Below are 19,789 nucleotides of genomic sequence, written 5' to 3'. Positions count from 1 at the left end.
ACTAGCACTACACTTGGTATTTTCTCCTGCTAGCCCCTTCCCAGGCGTGGGTATAGGCAAACTCATCGTCCCCAGCTTTTTAGGTAGCATAGTAAAGGCAGTGTGTTCCCAGTAATCGAGAGGCTTCCCAGTATGACCAGCATTGTAAGCATCAGTAGCCTTAAAGGCGGCGTGGGTAAAACCTCTGTTACTCTAGGGCTTGCTTCTGCCGCCCAGGCCTGCGGATTACGTGTTCTGGTCATTGACTTGGATCCGCACGGGGATGCTTCAACGGGTCTGGGCTCACCTACCGATGGTGCCGATATGGGTGCCATGCTCTCAGCGCCCGACAATTATTGGCTCAAGGACGAGATTCGTCCCTCCTCATGGACCGCTCTGGGCAGTTTGGGGCAGGCTTCCCGAACTGGCTTAGAAGCCGGGGTGTGGGTTGGGCGGGCGTCAGCCCGGCTGACAGCCCTGGAACGGTCTGAGCCTACAGACATTCTGTTGCCTCATCTAGCACGATTGCTAGAACCCGTGAGCGACGATTTTGACCTCATCCTCATCGACTGCCCACCAACCCTTGGTCGCCTGACCGAGATGGCCTGGGCGGCTTCCGGGCGGGTTCTCTCTGTTGCCGAGCCTTCCCTCTTCTCTGTTGCCGGCTCTGAACGCACTATGCGAGCTATCGCCCGCTTTGAGTCAAACACTGAGTACGCTGTCGGAGCAGCATCCATCATTATGAATAAGGTCAGGGACAATGACCCTGAGCACGAATACCGCACCGAAGAAATGCGGGTCCTCTTTGGTGATCTGGTAGCAGAAATCCCGATTCCTGAGACTCCCCTGCTTCAGCGAATTCAAGGCTCCGCCTACCCCGTCCACTACTGGCCTGAAGCAGAAGCCCAGCCTCTGGCAGATGCTTTTACAGCCCTCTTAGCCGGGCTGGTAGAGCTTGAGAAAGCCAAGTAAGGCGCCTAGGAATACAAAAGGGGAAGGAAACCCTTGAAGGGTTTCCTTCCCTTATGTGCTGTGTTTACACAGAACGAAACTAATAGCTGATTAGGCGCCAGCTTTACGCGCCCGGCGGGCAGAGAGCTCATCGTGAATTTCGGGGCCCTGAGCGACTTCTTGTGCGGTGTTCTCGCCGGGTAGCTCACTGAGCGAAACTTCGAGTTCACGCCAGACCCGGCCAATGGCAATGCCGAAGACCCCCTGGCCAGCCTGTACCAAATCGATTACCTCGGCAGCTGAGGTGCATTCATAGACCGATGCACCGTCAGACATGAGAGTGATACCGGCTAAATCTTCGACACCCCGGGCACGCAGGTGCTCCACCGAAGTGCGGATCTGTTGCAGGGAAACCCCGGTGTCCAAAAGGCTCTTAACGATTTTAAGAACCAGGACATCGCGAAAAGAATATAGACGCTGGGAACCTGACCCCTGAGCAGAACGCACGGTGGGTTCGACCAGGTGAGTTCGGGCCCAGTAATCAAGCTGGCGGTAGGTAATGCCAGCAGCTTTACAGGCCGTAGGCCCACGGTAGCCCAGATTTTCATCGACCAGGGAAAGCGGATCGTCAAACAGAACGCCCTGCTCGCCTACCGGGGCACTGCGAGGCATGACGTCGTCAATACCCAGCAAGGGCTGATCCAGAGGGGCAGGTACGCCTTGTAGCGCATCAGTTGCGCTCTTGTAACCGTTATCGTTATTCACGGTGATAGCGATTCCTTCCCTCATGTGGATCATGGACTCTCTTATCCTACCTGCCCCAACCCGATTGACTGTTATTTAGGTCTGCCAGACACCCGGCGTTTTAAGGTGGTCTAAGTCATTAAAATACCGCCACCAGAAAGCTAGCCAGAGACTCAGCCTTCAAAGAGCCTAATCAAAGCTTGGCATTGCGCCTGCGACAAGGGCCATGTGTAGGCGGAGCATCAACTGGGCAATTTCACCAGCAAGCTCAGCCGCCCTGGCCTGAGATTTTTCGTCCTTACGCAAGGCCAGCGGGCCGACAGCGGTCTCCACCAGGTCTACTTCCCGGTCAGCCGCCGCCCGGAAAGCCCTCAGGTGGCGCGGGTGTAGGCCGTGGACAGTGAGCTGGTTACAGACCTCGGTGACAGCCAGATCATACTGATCGTAGGCTTCTTTCCCCTCTTCTAGCAGCCCGTAGTTGAGGAGTTCACGGAGCAGGGGCATATCAACGCCAGCCGCCTGGCCCAGCTCTCGCAGAGTATAGACCTGCCCAGGTTCAGCAGGAAGAGCTGGGCGCTGACCCGGAGCAACAGCAGGAACGGTTTTCTCTTCCTGAGATTGGACGGCCTCGGGCGCAAGCCCAGCATCTAACTCAGCTAGACGCTGCCTGATAACTTTGAGCGGTAGGTACTGGTCTCGCTGAAGCTGGAGGACATAGCGTAGGCGCTCAATATCCTGCTCAGAGTACTTACGGTAACCGGTATTAGTGCGCTGCGGGCTCACCAGCCCCTTGTCTTCAAGGAAGCGAATTTTAGAGGCGCTAATACCCTCAAACTCACCTTCGAGGGCGCCGAGTACCTGGCCGATCGTCTTATTCTTGGCCCCGGCACCGCTAGCGTCAGCAGATTGTGCCTGGGGTTTCATTACTTGCCTTGACCCTGGTAGAAAGCGAAGTGAAACTTGCCGATGTGGATTTCATCGCCGTTCTTGAGGTAAGCCTCATCGACGCGATCACCATTAACATAGGTACCGTTCAAGGAATCAGCGTCGGTCAGGATGAAGCTGCCTGCGTTCGGAATAAAGAGTGCGTGGCGACGCGAAACGGTGACGTCGTCTAAGTAGATGTCAGACTCAGGGCTACGGCCGGCAATAGTGGGTAGAACCCCGCCGTCATCTGTCGCATCGGGAGTCAGCAGGAAACGAGCACCCTTGAACTGACCATCAATACCAATAAGAACAGCTGAGCCAACAGGAAGAGTTGCCAGCAGGGCGGTTTCCTCAGCAGTAGGAGTGTGAGCCTGAGAAATCCCCAGGGCGGTGAGGCTAATGGTGCTTGTCTGTGGGTGGGCTTCGGCGGGGGCCATACAATCTAGTCCTTTGTGGGATGGTGCGACAGAAGAATCTTGGGGTCTGGAACCCGGGGAAGATGACTACGTCAAGGGATATGTTGTGTTGTGGTATGAACCGGCACAAGGTCACGAAATGGTAAACAGTGAACCGCTTGTTTAATCTTAGCCATTAGGAACGATTTATGGCTATTTCAGGCCGTGTTCCATCCGGTATTTTTCGTGATTTTCGCTCAGCAGAAGGGCACCGCCCTCCCCGGTAGGGAAAAGGCGGTGCACAAGCTCTACGAAAAGTGGGAAAGCTACTGGGCTTCAATCTCAGCTAGGTAGCCCTCAGCAGAAAGCAGGGAATCAATATCAGCTTTGTTCGCCGGGCGGAGTTCAATCAGCCAGCCCTCACCGTAAGGATCAGAGTTCACAATTTCGGGCGAGCTTTCCAAGGCATCGTTGACAACTACAACTTGGCCAGAAAGCGGAACGAAGAGGTCAGAGACGCTCTTGGTGGATTCAATCTCACCGAATGTTGCCTCAGCTTCGAGGGTGTCCCCCACTTCGGGCAAGTCAACGTACACAACGTCGCCCAGTTCACCCTGGGCGTGGTCTGTCACCCCAATACGAACTGTTCCGTCTGCGGTGAGTTGACCAACCCACTCGTGTTCTTTGGTGTATTTGAGTTCTGCGGGAACATTGCTCATCGGAGGTGTCCTTTTCTAGTGATCAAAGATGCCGATCGAGGTGCGTGAAGCTCGAACTAACTGCGCATGATTCCAGTGAGGGAAAAGGAATCAGCCTAGGCACGATTATATGACACAGAAAACAGTGATGCGTGTTTGGCGCCACCTCTTTTACTGTCTTCTTACCATAAAAGGCCCGCCCCTCATGGTGAAGGGCGGGCTGGTCTTTACCGTGGATTAGATAAGGCCCTCAGAGAATTTGTAGGGGTTACCGAAACGGTGGGCAGTAATCGAAACGGCCTGCTCCCGGATAAAGGGCAGAATCTCGATTCGACCGGCTTCTGTCACAGGCTGGAAGTAAACCGCAATGTCGGGTCGGCCATTCAAGGCCTGGTAGATACTCGTGACGTCCTGGCCAATGTAGCGGATACGGGCACCCTCAAAAGCGGTTCCCTCAAGCTTCTTGGAGGGGGTGTGAGCAATTTTGGCAAGAGCCGAGCGGTACTGAGCATCGTCCTGAGAGACAAGGCTGATACCTGCGGCGCCCAGAGCTGCGGTCAGAGCAGTGGGTAGCTCCTGGGCGGTGGAGAACTCAACCCGTGCCCCGGCAACCAGCCCCGCCAGCAGAACGCGCAAGGCAGCGACAAGCTCCCCATCTTGGTCTAGACGAACCTGAACCGTAGTTGGCAGGTAACGCAGGATATTGCGTTCTACACCCAGCTTACTGGGGTCGTGCCCCTGCCCGAATTCAGTTGCCCAGGCATCAGCATCAGAGCTTGCGGCGCGAGCCAGCATATCCAGCTCTTCTGGTGGGAAGCCATCCAGGCCGCGAACAGCGGTCAGCACAGAGAGCACCTTCTGGTCGGAGGGGGCGGTGGTCGCAGTTGCGGGTGCGCTTTCCCAGTCGCTGAGGGCCACCAGGTAGTTGGGGCCGCCAGCCTTGGTGCCCGAACCTACGGTGGACTTCTTCCAGCCGCCGAAGGGCTGACGCTGAACAATCGCGCCGGTGATGCCTCGGTTGACGTAGAGGTTACCCGCCTGAACCTTGCTGAGCCAGAGTTCAAGTTCACCGGAATCCAGTGAATGCAGGCCAGCGGTCAGGCCGTAGTCGGTTGCGTTCTGAAGCTCAATGGCTTCTTCTAAAGTTGCGGCCTTCATGACACCCAGAATGGGACCAAAGTACTCGGTCAGGTGGTACTCGGAGCCGGGCTTGACACCTGCGCGGACGCCGGGTGACCAGAGCCTGCCGGTCTCATCGAGCTGCTGGGGTTTGAGTACCCAGGTCTCGCCCTCGCCCAGCTCGGTCAGGCCGCGCTTGAGCTTGCCCTCGGGAACCTCAATGACCGGGCCCATCTCGGCTTCAATGTCCTGGGGGTGGGCAACGTGCAGGGACTTTACCGCATCGACCAGCTGGTTGTAGAAGCGCTTAGACTCCCCTACCGAGCCAACAAGAATAACCGTTGAAGCCGCTGAACACTTCTGCCCGGCATGACCGAAGGCCGAGTAGACCACGTCTTTAACCGCCAGATCAAGGTCAGCATTGGGGGTCACAATAATGGAGTTCTTACCGGAGGTCTCACCGAATAGCGGCAGGTCCTTACGCCAGGACCGGAACATCTCGGCGGTCTCGTAACCGCCGGTCAGAATCAGGCGGTCAACGCTGGGGTGGGCAATCATGGTGGAACCGGCCTGGCGGTCGGTAACCTTGACCAGGCGCAGGACCTCCTCGGGCACTCCAGCCTGCCACAGCACCTCAGCAATCAGTGCGCCCACCCGGGCGGTGTTGCTTGCGGGCTTGAAAATCACGGCGGAGCCAGCGGCCAGGGCAGAAAGCACACCACCGACGGGGATCGCTGTGGGGAAGTTCCAGGGCGGAACAACCAGGGTCAGCTTAACCGGGTGGTGCTTGGCACCGTCCACAGAATCAAGGCGCTCAGCCAGCAAAGCGTAGTAGTAGGCAAAGTCGATAGCCTCAGAGACTTCAACATCTCCCTGGTCCAGGGTCTTGCCGGCCTCAGCAGCCATAATCTCCATGAACTCGCCACGGCGGACCGCCAGATTGACGGCTACCTTACGCAGGATTTCGGCACGTTCGGAGGCGGGGCGGGCACCCCAGGCGCGGCCAGCTTCCACGGTCTGGGCAACCAGGGCCTCAGCCTCTTCTGATGAACCCAGCTCGTTAGCCTCCAGAGCATCCAGACCAATCTGGGTGGTCTTGGAGCGCTCCAAGATAGCGCGGCCCCATTCACGGTTACCCGCCAGGGCTGGGTCGGTATCGGGAGTGTTCTCAAAGGTCCCGGGGGCAGGCTTGAAAACAGTATCAGCAGTCTCCTCCAGCCTGTTCTGGGTGCGCTGGGGCGGCTGAATTTCATCGGTCACAGCCTCCAGGGAGCGTAAGAATCGATTCTTTTCGCGTTCAAAGAGCTGGGGGGAAGAATCCAGGTCAAAGACCGCGCTCATGAAGTTCTCGCTCGATGCGTTCTCTTCAAGGCGGCGCACCAGGTAGGAGATAGCGACGTCGAACTCTTCGGGGCGGACCACGGGGGTGTAAAGCAGCAGATGGCCCACACGCTGGCGGATAATCTCCGCCTGCTGGGAGGCCATGCCGATGAGCATCTCAAATTCGATATCCTTTTCGACCCCTCGGTCTTCGGCGAGAAGCAGTGCAAAAGCGACGTCAAAGAGGTTGTGGCCGGCAACGCCCAGGCGGATGTTGCGGGTGCGTTCGGGGGTCAGTGCATAGTTGAGGATGCGCTTGTAGTTAGTGTCAGAGTCCTGCTTGGAGTCGCAGGTAGTCAGGGGCCAGCCATGAACGGCGGCTTCTACCCTTTCCATGGACAGGTTTGCGCCCTTGACCAGGCGAACCTTGATGCGAGCGCCACCGGCGGCAACGCGCTGAGCGGCCCACTCCTGAAGGTGCTGCATGGCGGCCAGGGTGTCGGGCAGGTAGGCCTGGAGCACGATGCCGGCCTCCAGGTTCTTAAGCTGGGGCTGATCAAGGATCTTGGTGAAGACCGCGATGGTCATGTCCAGGTCCTTGTACTCTTCCATGTCCAGGTTGATGAACTTGGGGGTCGGTGATGCCGCCGCCTGCTCGTAGAGGGGGGTTAGACGTTCAACGGCATCGGCAACGACCTCTTCGAAGGCCCAGTGCGAGTGGGGGCCAGATACGGAGGACACCTTGATGGAAACGTAGTCAACGTCGTCGCGGGCCAGCAGTCGCTTGGTTTCACTCAGGCGGCGTTCTGCCTCGCGGTCACCTAGGACGGCTTCACCCAGCAGGTTGATGTTGAGCTTGTTGCCTGTTGAGGTCAGGTGTTTGATGGCGGGGCCCAGCTTCTGGTCGCGGGCATCGACAATCAGGTGGCCCACCATCTGGCGCAGGACGGTGCGGGCAAGGGGTACGGTGGGCCAGGAAGCCTTGGCGGCCAGCTTGCCGCCCACCCCTACAGCGCTCTTCATGTACCAGGGCAAGAAGGAGGGCACGATCGGGGCGATTCGGCTCAGGTTTTTACCGGCGACTTGCTGGTCTTCGGGGCGGATGACGCCGTCCACAAAGCCCACGGTGAAGTCTAGGCCGTTAGGGTCTTTGAGAACTCCGGCCAGTTTTTCTGCGGAAGGGTCAGAGGGAATCTGCTGGGCTGCCTGAACCCAGTCGGCAACCAGCTGGACGGCCTGTTCTGCTAGTTTCTGGTGGTGGGTGTCGGTGAAGGGTTGTGCCATGGGGTGACCTCCTTGTTGGCCCGCTCTTGGCGGGGCGAAAACCTGCTTCTTGTTATCCATTTCACCATCTTTAGGTTCTGGTTACACTATTAGTAAAAGTGAATATTTTTTACCCTGTATATTTAGTAGCACTAATGTTTATTGGTCTGAGTGCTCTACCCCTAGTGAGGTTCCCCCATGTACGACCTGCGCCGCCTTGCCATGCTGCTAGAAATCCACGAACGCGGTAGCCTTGCCGCCGCCGCCAAAGCACTGCACCTGACCTCCTCCGCCATCTCCCAGCAAATCACCACACTGGAAAAAGAGGTGGGCGCTCCCCTGCTCCGCAAGGTCGGCAGGGGGGTTGAACTCACCACAGAAGCACTGATTTTGGCCGATAGTACCCGGAACATACTCAGAGAAATGGATGCTGCCCGCACCCGCATCACGCTGCTGGATGGAGTGCCCACCGGCCAGGTCAAGCTGGCCATCTTTCAGTCAGCCGCGCACGCCCTGCTCACCGGTGTGCTTGAGCACCTGGCACGCCAGGCGCCTCAGGTACAACTACACGTGGTACAGATTGACCCGGAAACCGGCCTGTCGCTAACCCGCAGCCGGGAATTCGATGTGGTCATTGCTGAGTCCTACCCCCACCACTACATTCCCGAATACCCGGACCTCACCTATGACCTGTTGGCCCTTGACACTTTGCAGTTGGTTGTTGCTCAGGACAGCCCCGTGGAAAAGCTGGCCGATGCTAGCGCGCTCCCCTGGGTTTTTGAAGGCGAGCACAACACCTCCCGCATCTGGGGTATTAACCAGTGCCGGGCGGCAGGTTTTGAGCCGCACATCCGTTACGTGATTGATGACCTCAACGCCCACCTGCAACTGGCCGCAACCGGGGCGGCAGCCATCATGCCCAGCTTTGCGCTGCCTGCCCAGGGCAAAGAACTAGAGGAAGCTTACGGTGTTAAAGCCCTACCCCTGCCCCATGCGCCCTCCCGGAAAATCTTCATGGCAACCCGCGCCGAAAGCTCCAACCAGCCAGCAATCCAGGCGGTCAAAGAAGCCCTCCAAGACGCAGTTGCCCGCCTACCCTAAGGGGCAGACGGGCCTAAGGGGCAGACGGGCCTAAGGGGCAGACGGGCTCAAGACCTCACGAAACCGGCAGTCTTACTTATCTGCTGGCACCGCCATGGTATCTGAGTAGTCCATAGCCTGCAGGGTCAGCACCCAGGCCCCGTCCTCATAGTCAGCCGCCAGCCCAAAGAAGTAGGGATCTTCCGTGACCGGAACCCATTCGGTCCGGGGAGGGTTAGCCTCAGGGTTCAGGAGCAGGGTCCCGTTTTCTACCAGGTAGGTATTGAGTACATACTCACCAAACTCATTGCCCTTGCCCACAAGGTAGAAGTCGGTCACTGCCTTGCGGTGGCCCCGCACAACCCACCCGCCGTTTTTGTAGGCGGCATCGACCTTGTCCAGGAAGTCGAGCTCAGCCTGCTGAGAGGGGTTAGGCTTGCCCGCTGGCGTTACCAGCTCCCGCCAGCGGGCGGTGTCGCCGCTGGTAATCGCGTAGTTACGCTCAGCCAGGTAGTATTCAAAGAATTTGACGAAACCCTCTTGGGTGTGCTCATTCATACCCTCAGGTTCAATGGGCCTGGGGACCTTCTGGGCCGGTGCTTCTTCTGTGGCAGGCACGTAGTCGTCAAAGCTCCCATCATATTTGAGCCCGATAGCTGGAACCCTGTTCTGGGTGGACAGAGCTTCTGAGCTTGCTGCTGTAGCGGAGGCTGATGAGGACGCAGCGGCCCCAGCCGATGCTGAGGGGGGGCCTGCTGTCGTGGAGAAACCGGCTTCACCGGAAGGTGCCGAGCTACTAGAGCTAGGCTCGGGCCTTGCCGTTGACCGGTCAGCAGACGGGGAACCGGAGGCCCCCAAACCGCAACCGGTTAGGGCAAGAGCTGAGACTGCCAGCGTGGCCCCTAGACGGGAGGCAGGCCGGGCAGAAGAGGCTAGAGATGGGGCGGAAAAACGCATGAAGGTACTCCTGAACATGTGGTGTTTGGGTAGTTACACCCTACCTGCTCAGCAAACGATCAGCATGTTTTTATGCACAGGGCAGGTGGAGGACGTAACGTAGGGCCCCAGTGAACAGGCGGTCACGGCAAACCAACTGTATATAGCAGAAATGTATTATGCGGCTGGAACCTACTGACTGAGGCAGATGTATTTACCCTAGAAGAGCCAACGGAATAACATACACGCCATCGGGGCGACGGTAGGCCACGTCGCCAGCGGTAATAACAACCAGGCTTGCAACGCGGTGAGGCAGCTGTTCCTTCAACCAAAGAAGATGACGTACGTCCCGGTCAGTAGGAGCCGATTTCAATTTCACCTCTATGGCAACTAGTTGCCCGTCATGCCCTTCTACAAGGAGGTCGATTTCTCTGGCACCTGAATTCATCCTGAGGTGAGAAACTGTGGCCTCCAGCGACTGCGCTATAACACGTACCGTGAGAGTTACTAATGATTCAAAAAGGGGCCTGCCATGTGGCTCCCCCGATCAGAGAGCAAGCCAGAGGCATCCAACCCTAGAAGATAAGCCGCTAACGCGGGGTCTGCTAGATGGTGTTGGGGGGATTGTTGTAAGCGCGTGAAAGCGTTTAAGGCCGGTACCCAACCGGGCACCGGGTCGAGTAACCATAATTTAGCCAAATGCTCACGATAGGTGCGGGTGGTTTTTTCAGATGGCTGTGTTCCATCACCACCGGTCGTTGCGTCAAGCAGTTTTGAGTATGCAGTTGTGCTTGATTCAGCAGCCGCGTATGCCGCCAGCCATTTTCTAAGCGCCAAGGGGTGGCGAACCTCAGCACCAAGTTCTGGGATATCACGGTCGATCACACGCATGAGGTACCCTTCCAGCTGTGCACGCAAGGCACGGGGGTTGAGCCCCGCCAACCCGGGAAATCCGCTCGCGACAATCGCTTCCATATAGTCTGCCAGCTTATACTCTGACCGGTGGGTTGATATATCGGCTTCACCTGCCAGCAGGTCAGATAGGAATACGGTTGGGGTTGTTTGGCCGCGCTCATGCAACCCCATGGGGCGCATACGCAGGGAAACTACCCGACCGGCCCCGCTGTGGCTTCCAGCCATATCGTAGGGGCTAGCTGAGCCAGTGAGCAGGAATGACCCAGCAGGTGCCCCCTGGTCAACTGCCCTGCGCACCATGTCCCAGACCTTCGGGTAGTACTGCCACTCATCAAGCAGGAGCTTCTTGCCCCGAAAACTATCAAAATCAAAGTCGCTTTCTAAGAGGGCCACATTACTTGTTCGGTCGAGAGATAGAACAGTATCTGCGCGACGTTGGGCGGTGGCGGGTTTACCGACACCTTTTGGGCCATCAATAGCTACAGCAGAAAGGTGGGGTAAAAGGTCATCAAGTTCCCGGTCCAACGATCTTGGAAGTTATTTCATAACTAGATATTATCACTTGTCAGAAAACTCTATTACCGTGTTTTCATATACTCTATTACCTGAATTTCATGAACGGTATGACCTGATTTTCACTCAATGTATTACGGCTTCTTCAAGATTGACGGGAAAGCGAATCCCTTTGAACCGCGGTGAGACTCCCCCTAGAAGGCACCGCTCCCTTAGAATTATCTGTAAGGCCCCTGACCGGGGCTGACCGTTTGTGAAGGGTAGCTTGTGTCGTCTTTGAATCATTCTCAGTTTATTTGGAACGTAGCCGATGTCTTGCGCGGGACATATAAGCAACACCAGTATGGCCAGATTATTCTGCCCTTTACCGTGCTCTTCCGACTGGATGCCACCCTAGCCCCGACAAAAGAGGCCGTTGTGAAAGCAGCCGAGGGCTACCAGCTCGACGATGTCCCGCTGGCCATGCTCGCTTCCCAGGCGGAGCACCACTACAGTTTCTATAACCTGTCGCGCCACAACCTCAAAACCATCACGAACGACCCCGATACCCTGGCCATTAACCTGCGCGACTATATCAACAGGTTCTCCGCGAATGTGCGCGATATCTTTGAGAAGTACAAGTTTGAGGATACGGTTGCCGAGCTTGAATCGCATGACTTGCTCTTTCAGGTCATGCAGCACTTTGCCAAGGTTGATTTGCACCCGGATAGGGTCAGCAATGAGCAGATGGGCAATATCTTTGAGGAGCTGATCCGCAAGTTCGCGGAGGCTTCTAATGAGACTGCCGGTGAGCACTTCACCCCACGCGAGGTCATTGAGCTGATGGTGACCCTGCTCTTGGTCGATGATGAGGACCTGCGCACCGACTATATTGTGCGCGAGGTCTATGACCCCACAGCAGGTACCGGCGGTATGCTCTCTGTGGCGGAGGAAAAGATTAAGGCCATTAACCCCACCGCCGATGTGATCCTGCTGGGCCAGGAACTCAACCCCGAGTCCTACGCAATTTGTAAGGCGGACATGGTGGTTAAGGGCCAGGAGGTGGATAGCATCGTCCTGGGTAATACTCTCACTGTCCCGGCTTTTGAGGGGCGCACCTTCCACTTTGGGCTGTCCAACCCGCCTTTTGGCGTGGATTGGAAGACCGCTAAGGCTTTTGTGGAGGACGAGCATAAGAGCATGGGCTTCCATGGCCGTTTTGGTGCTGGTCTGCCCCGTGTTTCTGATGGTTCTCTGCTCTTTCTTCAGCACCTGATTGCTAAGTTACGTGAGCCGGGCTGGGGCAGTGACGGTGTGCCCCAGGTGGGTGGCCGCGCTGCGATTGTTCTGAATGGTTCGCCTCTGTTTACGGGTGGGGCTGGCTCGGGTGAGAGCAATATCCGTAAGTGGGTACTGGACCATGACTATTTGGAGGCCATTATTGGCCTGCCGACTGACATGTTCTATAACACCGGTATCAGCACCTATATTTGGGTTTTGAATAAGCAGAAGAAGGCTGAGCGTAAGGGCAAGGTTCAGCTGATTGATGCCACGGATATGTTTGAGAAGATGCGTAAGTCGGTGGGTTCTAAGCGTAAGCGTCTGTCGGCTGAGCATATTGCGGAGATTACCCGGCTCTTTTCCGCTTTTGATGCTGCGGATGATAAGCGTTCTAAGGTCTTTGACCGTGAGGAGTTTTTGTACCGCACGATTACGGTGGAGCGCCCTCTGCGCTTGAACTGGGGTTTTGCGGCTGAGCGGGTGGAGCGTCTGCTGGGTTCTAAGGAGCTGGCTAAGTTGAAGCTGTCGGCTGAGTCTAAGGAAGCTCTGGAGACTGCCTTGGGTAAGCAGGTGGAGCAGGCCGCCGGTGCGCTGTCCACGGTCAAGGCGGATGTTCAGGCTACGCTTTTGCAGGTGTTGGCGGAGGCAGGTGTGACGGTTAAGCCTGCGGCTCTGGCTAAGTTGGTGGATGAGCTGGCGGTAAAGGACGAGGCCGCTCCCCCGGTTTTGAAGGCTGGCAAGCCGGTAGCGGATAGCGAGTTGCGAGATACGGAGAACGTGCCCTGGGGCGAGGATATCCATGAGTACCTGGAACGTGAGGTCAAGCCTTTTGTGCCGGATGCTTGGATTGATGAGTCTAAGACTAAGGAGGGCGCTGAGATTCCTTTTACCCGCCACTTCTACGAGTACGTGCCGCCCCGCTCCCTGGAGGAGATTGACCGGGACCTCAACGAGGTGCTGGGCCGCATTAAGAAGAGGCTGGAAGAGGTGCAGGCGTAGTGAACGCACGGCTTGTCAAACTTAAATATCTTGCGGACTTCAATCCACCAGTTCCCGCAAATGTCAGAAGTTCAAATGATAAATTTCCGATTTACCCGATGGATAAGATCGAATCATTTGGCAAGCTCTCAAGCAGCGTAGAGTCCAGACCGATTTCTGAGCTGCTCAACGGGTATAGCTATTTAGAACCCACAGATGTCGCGTATGCAAAAGTAACACCCTGCTTTGAGAATGGTAAGGGAATCCTTGGCAGGGATCTACCTGGCCCTAGTTTTGCTACAACTGAGCTGACTGTTCTTCGCCCAAAGCCTGGTGTAGATCAGAGGTACTTGGCTTATTTACTTCAGACGCCAGATTTTATGAATCCAGCGATTTCTTCAATGACTGGTGCCGGTGGTCTAAAACGAGTATCTGAAGAATATGTGAAAAATCTAAAGTTTCCTTTGCCTTCTTTAGATGAACAAAAGAGAATTGCTGATGAACTTGACCGTGAGCTAACAGAAATTGATGAACTCATTTCAGACCAGCAGTGCCTGCTCAATCTGACTACCGAAAAATTTAATGCTGAGCTTCGTAGTCTAACGTATCCTGAAGGCATTGAAACAGTTCCATTAAAGCGATTTGCTGACATTACATTAGGCAAAATGATTACACCTTCAGATAAAGGTGGCATGGAGGTAGCGCCATATATCAGAGCAGCCAATATCCAGCCTGGCGGTGTTTTCATCTATCAGTCGGATCAAAAGAAGATGTGGTTTTCTTCTGACGAGTTATCTTACTTGGATTTAAAAAAGGGCGATGTTCTGGTTGTCGAGGGAGGAGCTGGCTTTGGCCGCAGTGCTGTACTGGAAGAAGATTTACCAGGTTGGGGTTTCCAGAACTCCATTAACCGAGTACGTGTGAATAATGACTTAGCTGATGCACATTTTATTGATTTTTGCATCCGGGCACAGTTGCTATCTGGCGAGCTTGAGAACCTGACAAATCAATCCACAATTCCTCATTTAACGGCAGAGAAATTAAATCTGATTCAAATTCCAAATATCGAAGTGGGTCAACAAACAGAGTTCGCAAACGAACTTTTCAACCTCAACCACAGAAATTCAATCCTAATAGCCGAAATGAAAAACCTTATTTCAATTTTACTTGAATTAAAACAATCAAAAATTATTTCGCTCTTAAATTGATTTCAATCCTCAAACTCCAATCCAGGAAGAATATAAATCTTGAAAAATAATATAAACACCCCTAAGAAAATAATAAATAATCCCTTAAATATCCCGCTGCAAAGGTTGAATATCAGTACTCAAAACATCCATCACCTTACTTACACTGGAAAATTTCACTGGGGCGAAGAAAGCACAACATCCGCATTATTAGCTTCGATTTATGGAGACGAGTATGGAATTGATGGATTTTGCACACAGTGTGGAACACATTTAAAAAAATGTCAAAATGGATACAAATCTCCACTTAAAATTAGCGGAAGGATTGCTTCTTTTAATAAAAAACAAGAAAGCAGGTATTCAGGAAGTGATTTCCTACTATCTTTTAAAGATGGTAAGCAAAAAATAACATTCAACTTTCAAGCTAAATCGATAGCACTTAACAAAAATATGGACAAAGCTGCATGGGATAAAATTTTTTATATATATAAAAAGAATTCAGGGTTTCATCAATATAACACTTTATTAAAGTATAGTAGGAAACATGGTTTTGAACCTTTCTATATTTTTTACACAGAAAAAAATAATCCGCACTTAACCTGTGATACAAAGTGTAAAATTGCTGGGCATAACGGGCCGCATGATACTTTTTCATTAGTTATTCCTGCTCAAACATTACGCAATATCTATAATAAATGGTCTACTCAAAGTTCAGTAAATGGCACATTTATGGATATCGTTGCAAAAGAGTCAGTTCCACTACCATGTCTTTTTAAACATCATTTTTCACAAAAAAATTTAGTTAACTCATTACATAAAAACATTAAACTGTTTTTTCCGGAGCTGGAAACTAGGGTGCACTCGATTGGAAATTCTGATTACCCTGGCACAATAATCGACGAAGAAGTTCCCCATCTACAAATAGAACAACCTCTTATACACGCAGCGAAAACCAAAATTGAAACTTTTTCAAAGGTTGAACAACAAGAAATAAAACAAATTTCAAACCGAGAATTTGCCTCCTTGATCCTTGAAACTCTGAACTACAACGAATTTACAACATTTCAAGATATTGCCAAAACTATAAATCATTTTATAGGCGGAGATATTAAAGCCAATGCTGTTAGCAAAATTATCAAATCCAAATATATTTACGCAAATAAAGCAGTAAAAGTTGTCTCACAAAAACAATTAAATGTAGGGCATTCAGTTGATGTCTCTGGGAATTTTGATAGCCATTTTGGATACAATAATCGAGAAGAAGTTCTCAAGGAGTTCTATCCTGAAATTGAAGTTCTTAACAATCACGTTTCAATTGACGGTGAAACCGGTGTAAAATATATTGCAGACGATGCATTGATTGCTAATGTTAATAGATTGATGAAAGTTTCAATTGAGGAAAATGGGGAACGACTACCATCGTAGAACGATTTTCAAATTACAGGAAAGGAATTGATATATGTTTGAACGACCAGTAGATTATCCCTGTGCTATCGCTGATCAAACTGACGAAGGTATGTACGCAGCTCTTGATTGGGTACTTGAACGAAAGAAAGATAATGAAGAAGTTACTTTATGGGTAGTTCAAAAAAGAATTCTTGGAAACAACGAATTTTTAAAAGAACTGTCAAGGTATGAAGGTCGGGGTCTTAAAATTGTCGTCAAAGACCCGATTTATCAAGCTAATGGCCCAGTTCTTTCCATGTATCCAGACATTAAAAATTTATCCTATTCTACAGGAGCAAGAGGAATAACAGCACTAGCAGTTGTTCAGTGGGCAGATAAATTGGATACATGGGCACATGAAGTTAATGCAGAAGTCATACATACATTTGAGTCTGAAAGCGACAGGTTTTCGATTTATTACGAAGAGGAGCCTGAATTAACGCCAGAAATTATTCAGGGACTTAAGCATATTACGTCAGCAATTAATCATAACAACACGATTGCAGCTTCTGGTTATGATAAAGATTCCACGATAAGAGTACTGCTTCAATTAAAGGATGATGGGCATGAACTCCCTCCGAATCGTATGGCTGAATGGGCTATTGCTAATGGATGGTTGAGGGATAATCCAAAAGAATTAATAAACTGGGTATGCAAAATTAATTCAGGTGTTCGTCCACGAATATCAAGATATTAGAGGATTTTATTTTTCAATAGAATTGAACTGTTTTCTACGCAAAATATGCACTCACGTCTGTCTAAAAATCTGCAAGCCAGAATCCCGAAAAGAATCTCTTAAGTCAATTTTTTGCATTCCCGCAGTAAATGCGAGTATTAGTCTCTATTTTTATAATCTATCCGTTCAGGAGCCCTAGCCCATGCCCCGCACCCACCTCGAACGTCCTCTCCAGCAAGAGATTTGCGCCCACCTGGCCGCTCACGGGTGGCAGCACTCCCCCAGCTCAGACGGCTACGACCCCGTAAACGCGCTCTACCCGCAGGACCTCTTTACCTGGCTAGAGATAAGCGACCCTACAGCCTACCGCTCCCTGGTAAACCCAGATGAACCCGCGTCCGCCCAAGCCGCCGCGCAGGAACGCATCATCACCGCCCTCACCAAAAAGCTCAGCCTGCCAGAAGAAAACGGGGGCGGAACCCTCAACACCCTCCGCAAAGGCTTCCGCGTGCTCGGTGCCCGCCGCGACTTCAAACTCCTAGCACCCCCGCCCCAAGACAACCGCAACCCAGAAGTCGCCAAGCTCTACCAGGCCAATATCCTGCGCGTTGTCGAAGAAGTCCGCTACGACCCCCACAACCAGCTCAGCCGCATCGACCTCGTCCTCTTTGTTAACGGGCTCCCCGTATCCACCATCGAAATCAAGTCCGAGTACGCCCAAACCCTGGCCCACGCCACCCGGCAATATCGCGAAGACCGCGACCCCAAAACCTCCCCGCTCTTACAAGAACAACGTGGCGCCCTGGTCCACTTCGCCCTCACCCAAGACGAAATCGCCATGACCACCCGCCTGGCCGGAAAATCCACCGTCTTTCTCCCCTTCAACCGAGGGCACAAAGGCGGCGCAGGCAACCCACCGGTAGAAGGCGAACTGGCAACCAGTTACTTCTGGCGTGAAATCCTAGATCGCGACACCTGGCTAACAATCCTCACCAAGTTCATCTACACCAACCACCAAAAAGTCAAAGACCCACTCACCGGGCGAACCCTCACCAAAGCCTCAACCCGTTTCCCCCGCTACCACCAGTGGCGAGCAGTCACCAGGCTCGTTGCCGCCGCACGGGACGAAGGCGCAGGCAACAAGTACCTGGTCCAGCACTCAGCAGGCTCCGGCAAAACTGACTCCATTGCCTGGCTGGCCCACCAGCTCTCTAACCTGCACTCAGCCACCGGCGAGCGCGTTTTCGACTCCATCATCGTGATTGCCGACCGGCAGGTACTGGACAGGCAACTACAAGATGCCATTGACCAGCTGGTCACTATTCCCGGTGTCTTCATGCCCGTTACACGCGGTAATGGGGAATCCAAATCTAAGCAACTGGTCGAAGCGCTGACCAGCGGCACTCCCATTATCGGTGTGACCCTGCAAACCTTCCCCTTTGCTATGGAAGAAATGACCAAGGAAGGTAGCCAACTAGCGGGGCGCCGCTTTGCCGTTATTGCGGATGAGGCTCACTCCTCCCAGTCAGGCGAGGCCACCGACTCTATAAAGAAAATGCTCAACACGGAGGTTTCTGTTGAGTTTGAAGAGGGCGATTCGGAGGCTGACCAGGAGGCCATGACCCGCATGGCCCAGCGTGTGGTGGGGTCAGGTGAACAGGTTTCCTTCTTTGCCTTTACTGCAACGCCCAAAGAGAAGACTCTCGAGGTGTTTGGCCGCCGCCCGGCTGACGGTGGCGCGCACGTGCCCTTTGACCTCTACTCCATGAAGCAGGCCATTGAAGAGGGCTTCATTCTTGATGTTCTTCAGAACTACACAACCTACGATATGGCCGCGCGTATCGCCCAGCGCAACGAGTCCACCGGGGCCGATGACGAAATTGATATCCGCAAGGGCACCCGCGCACTCATTGACTTTGTTGACCTGCACCCCACCAATGTGGCCTCTAAGGTTGCTGTGATTCTGGAACACTACCAGGGCACAGTGCAGAAGGAGCTCGGCGGCAAGGCTAAAGCCATGGTTGTTACCAGCTCCCGGGTAGCAGCCGTCAAGTACCAGCGTGCCTTCCAAAAAGCTATTGCAGAGAAAAAGCTGCCGCTCAAAACCCTGGTCGCTTTCTCCGGCGAACTACCAGACCCAGACATTCGCCCTCTCAACGATGATGCTCCCGTGCCCACCGTAACCGAGGCCAGCATGAACCCGGAGCTACGCGGGCAAGACCTGGCGACCTTCTTCAACCAGCCCGACCAGAACATCCTGGTGGTCGCCAACAAGTACCAGACCGGCTTTGACCAGCCGCTCCTGGTTGCCATGTACGTGGACAAAAAGCTCTCCGGCATCACCGCCGTGCAAACCCTCTCCCGGCTCAACCGCCGAGCCGAAGGCAAGCAGAACACCTATGTCCTGGACTTTGTAAATGACCCCAAACAGATTCTTGAAGCCTTCGCAACCTATTACGAGGACGCCACCATTGAGACTGAATCCGACCTCAGCCTGATCGATAGCCAGATCGATAAACTAGAGGCCACCGGAATCTATACCCCGGCTGATGTTGAGCAGTTCTGGCTAAAGTGGTGCAAGCCCGGTGCCCGCCAGGCCTCCTATGACTCTCTGTTGGCCGTGCCGGTAGACCGCTTCAAGCGGCGCTGGTTCAACGCCCAGCAAGATGCCAAATCCCCCGGTAGCAGTGCTGACGCCGCCGCTGAACTTGAGGTTCTATTGGAGTTCCGGGCTACCCTGCAACAGTATGTGAAGTCTTACGCTTTCTTCTCGCAGATTTTCAATTTCGGGAACCCCTACTACGAGAAACTGTCGGCCTTTGCGGATCTGCTCGCCCGCCGTCTGCGCGGCTTCACCCTGGACGCGGCCTCCCCCGACGTTCTCGATATCGACGATATCGTGCTCACCCACTACAAACTCGAAAAGATGAAAGAGAACCAGAACCTGGGGCTTTCATCAGCCCCCAAGGTAGGGCTACGAGGTATGACCGAGGCCGGTCTAGCCACCATCAAGGAACGGGAATCAAAAGCTAGGTCAGCCTTGATTGACCTGGTCAATGAGTACTTTAAGGGCTTGAGCCTCTCGGACGAGTACCAGGTTGCTTTCGCCACGACCTTTGTAGCTGAGGCATCCAGGGACGAGGGTCTGCGCCAGAGCGCCGCCGCTAACACCAAGGACGACTTCGCCCATTCCAAGAAGGCCCGCAACGGCCTAGCCACCATGCTCTGGTCCTATGGCTCTGACACCAACGAGCTCCTGGACTTTGTGCGCAAAATGCCGGCTGATAAGTTCATGAGCCTCATGTTGGATCTGGGCCTCTACGAGCGCCTGCGCGACCAGGCAACCGGCCAGGACGGCGGGGCTCAGCTCACCGTGGTCTAAGCCCCGGTAGCCCCCTGCTG

At 53.7% G+C, this 19,789-nt stretch carries 15 protein-coding genes and 1 pseudogene; 7 read left to right on the top strand and 9 right to left on the bottom strand.

Features of this window, described 5'->3' with window-relative positions:
- Window positions 1–132: 132 nt before the first annotated feature.
- Window positions 133–951 carry a ParA family protein gene (locus tag ACN082_RS06490; protein ID WP_419100037.1) on the top strand — a complete coding sequence of 273 codons (819 nt, stop codon included), beginning with the start codon at window positions 133–135 and terminating at the stop codon, window positions 949–951.
- A gap of 90 nt (window positions 952–1,041) precedes the next feature.
- Here ACN082_RS06490 and ACN082_RS06485 read toward each other — a convergent pair whose 3' ends face one another.
- The 5 genes from ACN082_RS06485 to ACN082_RS06465 all read right to left on the bottom strand — a co-directional run bounded on the left by ACN082_RS06485 (window position 1,042) and on the right by ACN082_RS06465 (window position 7,417).
- Complete coding sequence (locus tag ACN082_RS06485) at window positions 1,042–1,602, bottom strand: MerR family transcriptional regulator (protein WP_419100119.1); 561 nt, start codon at window positions 1,600–1,602, stop codon at window positions 1,042–1,044.
- 261 nt (window positions 1,603–1,863) lie between these two features.
- Entirely contained in the window at window positions 1,864–2,598 is a 735-nt protein-coding gene (locus tag ACN082_RS06480; protein ID WP_419100036.1) for a MerR family transcriptional regulator, read from the bottom strand.
- Window positions 2,598–3,038, bottom strand: a complete 441-nt coding sequence (locus tag ACN082_RS06475; RefSeq protein WP_419100035.1) for an FHA domain-containing protein — start codon at window positions 3,036–3,038, stop codon at window positions 2,598–2,600. The genes ACN082_RS06480 and ACN082_RS06475 overlap by 1 nt, the downstream gene beginning before the upstream one ends.
- A 284-nt stretch (window positions 3,039–3,322) precedes the next feature.
- The gene (gene gcvH / locus ACN082_RS06470) at window positions 3,323–3,715 is read right to left on the bottom strand and encodes a glycine cleavage system protein GcvH (protein WP_419100034.1); all 393 of its coding nucleotides are present in this window, start codon (window positions 3,713–3,715) and stop codon (window positions 3,323–3,325) included.
- Window positions 3,716–3,931: 216 nt separating this feature from the next.
- A complete protein-coding gene (locus ACN082_RS06465; protein WP_419100033.1) occupies window positions 3,932–7,417 on the bottom strand; it encodes a bifunctional proline dehydrogenase/L-glutamate gamma-semialdehyde dehydrogenase in 3,486 nt (1,161 codons plus the stop codon).
- Between the two features lie 177 nt (window positions 7,418–7,594).
- Between ACN082_RS06465 and ACN082_RS06460 the strand changes: the two genes are divergently transcribed.
- Window positions 7,595–8,497 (top strand): LysR family transcriptional regulator, encoded by a 903-nt coding sequence (locus tag ACN082_RS06460; RefSeq protein ID WP_419100032.1) that lies wholly within the window; start codon window positions 7,595–7,597, stop codon window positions 8,495–8,497.
- Between the two features lie 72 nt (window positions 8,498–8,569).
- Here ACN082_RS06460 and ACN082_RS06455 read toward each other — a convergent pair whose 3' ends face one another.
- From ACN082_RS06455 to ACN082_RS06440, 4 genes and pseudogenes are all read right to left on the bottom strand, one after another.
- The gene (locus tag ACN082_RS06455) at window positions 8,570–9,433 is read right to left on the bottom strand and encodes a DUF6318 family protein (RefSeq protein ID WP_419100031.1); all 864 of its coding nucleotides are present in this window, start codon (window positions 9,431–9,433) and stop codon (window positions 8,570–8,572) included.
- Window positions 9,434–9,626: 193 nt separating this feature from the next.
- Entirely contained in the window at window positions 9,627–9,785 is a 159-nt protein-coding gene (locus ACN082_RS06450) for a hypothetical protein (RefSeq protein ID WP_419100030.1), read from the bottom strand.
- A gap of 57 nt (window positions 9,786–9,842) precedes the next feature.
- Window positions 9,843–9,887 (bottom strand): annotated as a pseudogene (locus tag ACN082_RS06445) (hypothetical protein); the annotation flags it as partial.
- A gap of 32 nt (window positions 9,888–9,919) precedes the next feature.
- Window positions 9,920–10,852, bottom strand: a complete 933-nt coding sequence (locus tag ACN082_RS06440) for an ATP-binding protein (RefSeq protein WP_419100029.1) — start codon at window positions 10,850–10,852, stop codon at window positions 9,920–9,922.
- 255 nt (window positions 10,853–11,107) lie between these two features.
- Between ACN082_RS06440 and ACN082_RS06435 the strand changes: the two genes are divergently transcribed.
- The 5 genes from ACN082_RS06435 (at window position 11,108) to ACN082_RS06415 (ending at window position 19,769) form a co-directional block, all read left to right on the top strand.
- Window positions 11,108–13,099 (top strand): type I restriction-modification system subunit M, encoded by a 1,992-nt coding sequence (locus ACN082_RS06435; protein WP_419100028.1) that lies wholly within the window; start codon window positions 11,108–11,110, stop codon window positions 13,097–13,099.
- Window positions 13,099–14,286: a restriction endonuclease subunit S gene (locus ACN082_RS06430; protein ID WP_419100027.1), complete on the top strand. Its 1,188-nt coding sequence runs from the start codon at window positions 13,099–13,101 to the stop codon at window positions 14,284–14,286. The genes ACN082_RS06435 and ACN082_RS06430 overlap by 1 nt, the downstream gene beginning before the upstream one ends.
- Before the next feature lie 39 nt (window positions 14,287–14,325).
- On the top strand, window positions 14,326–15,690 hold the full coding sequence (locus ACN082_RS06425) for a hypothetical protein (protein ID WP_419100026.1): 1,365 nt from the start codon (window positions 14,326–14,328) through the stop codon (window positions 15,688–15,690).
- A gap of 34 nt (window positions 15,691–15,724) precedes the next feature.
- Window positions 15,725–16,408 (top strand): hypothetical protein, encoded by a 684-nt coding sequence (locus tag ACN082_RS06420; RefSeq protein WP_419100025.1) that lies wholly within the window; start codon window positions 15,725–15,727, stop codon window positions 16,406–16,408.
- A gap of 181 nt (window positions 16,409–16,589) precedes the next feature.
- Complete coding sequence (locus ACN082_RS06415; RefSeq protein ID WP_419100024.1) at window positions 16,590–19,769, top strand: type I restriction endonuclease subunit R; 3,180 nt, start codon at window positions 16,590–16,592, stop codon at window positions 19,767–19,769.
- Window positions 19,770–19,789: the final 20 nt, after the last annotated feature.

Origin of the sequence: Rothia sp. CCM 9417 (assembly GCF_048513575.1) — a bacterium.
Classification (GTDB): domain Bacteria; phylum Actinomycetota; class Actinomycetes; order Actinomycetales; family Micrococcaceae; genus Rothia.
This window is presented reverse-complemented; position numbering and strand designations above follow the sequence as displayed.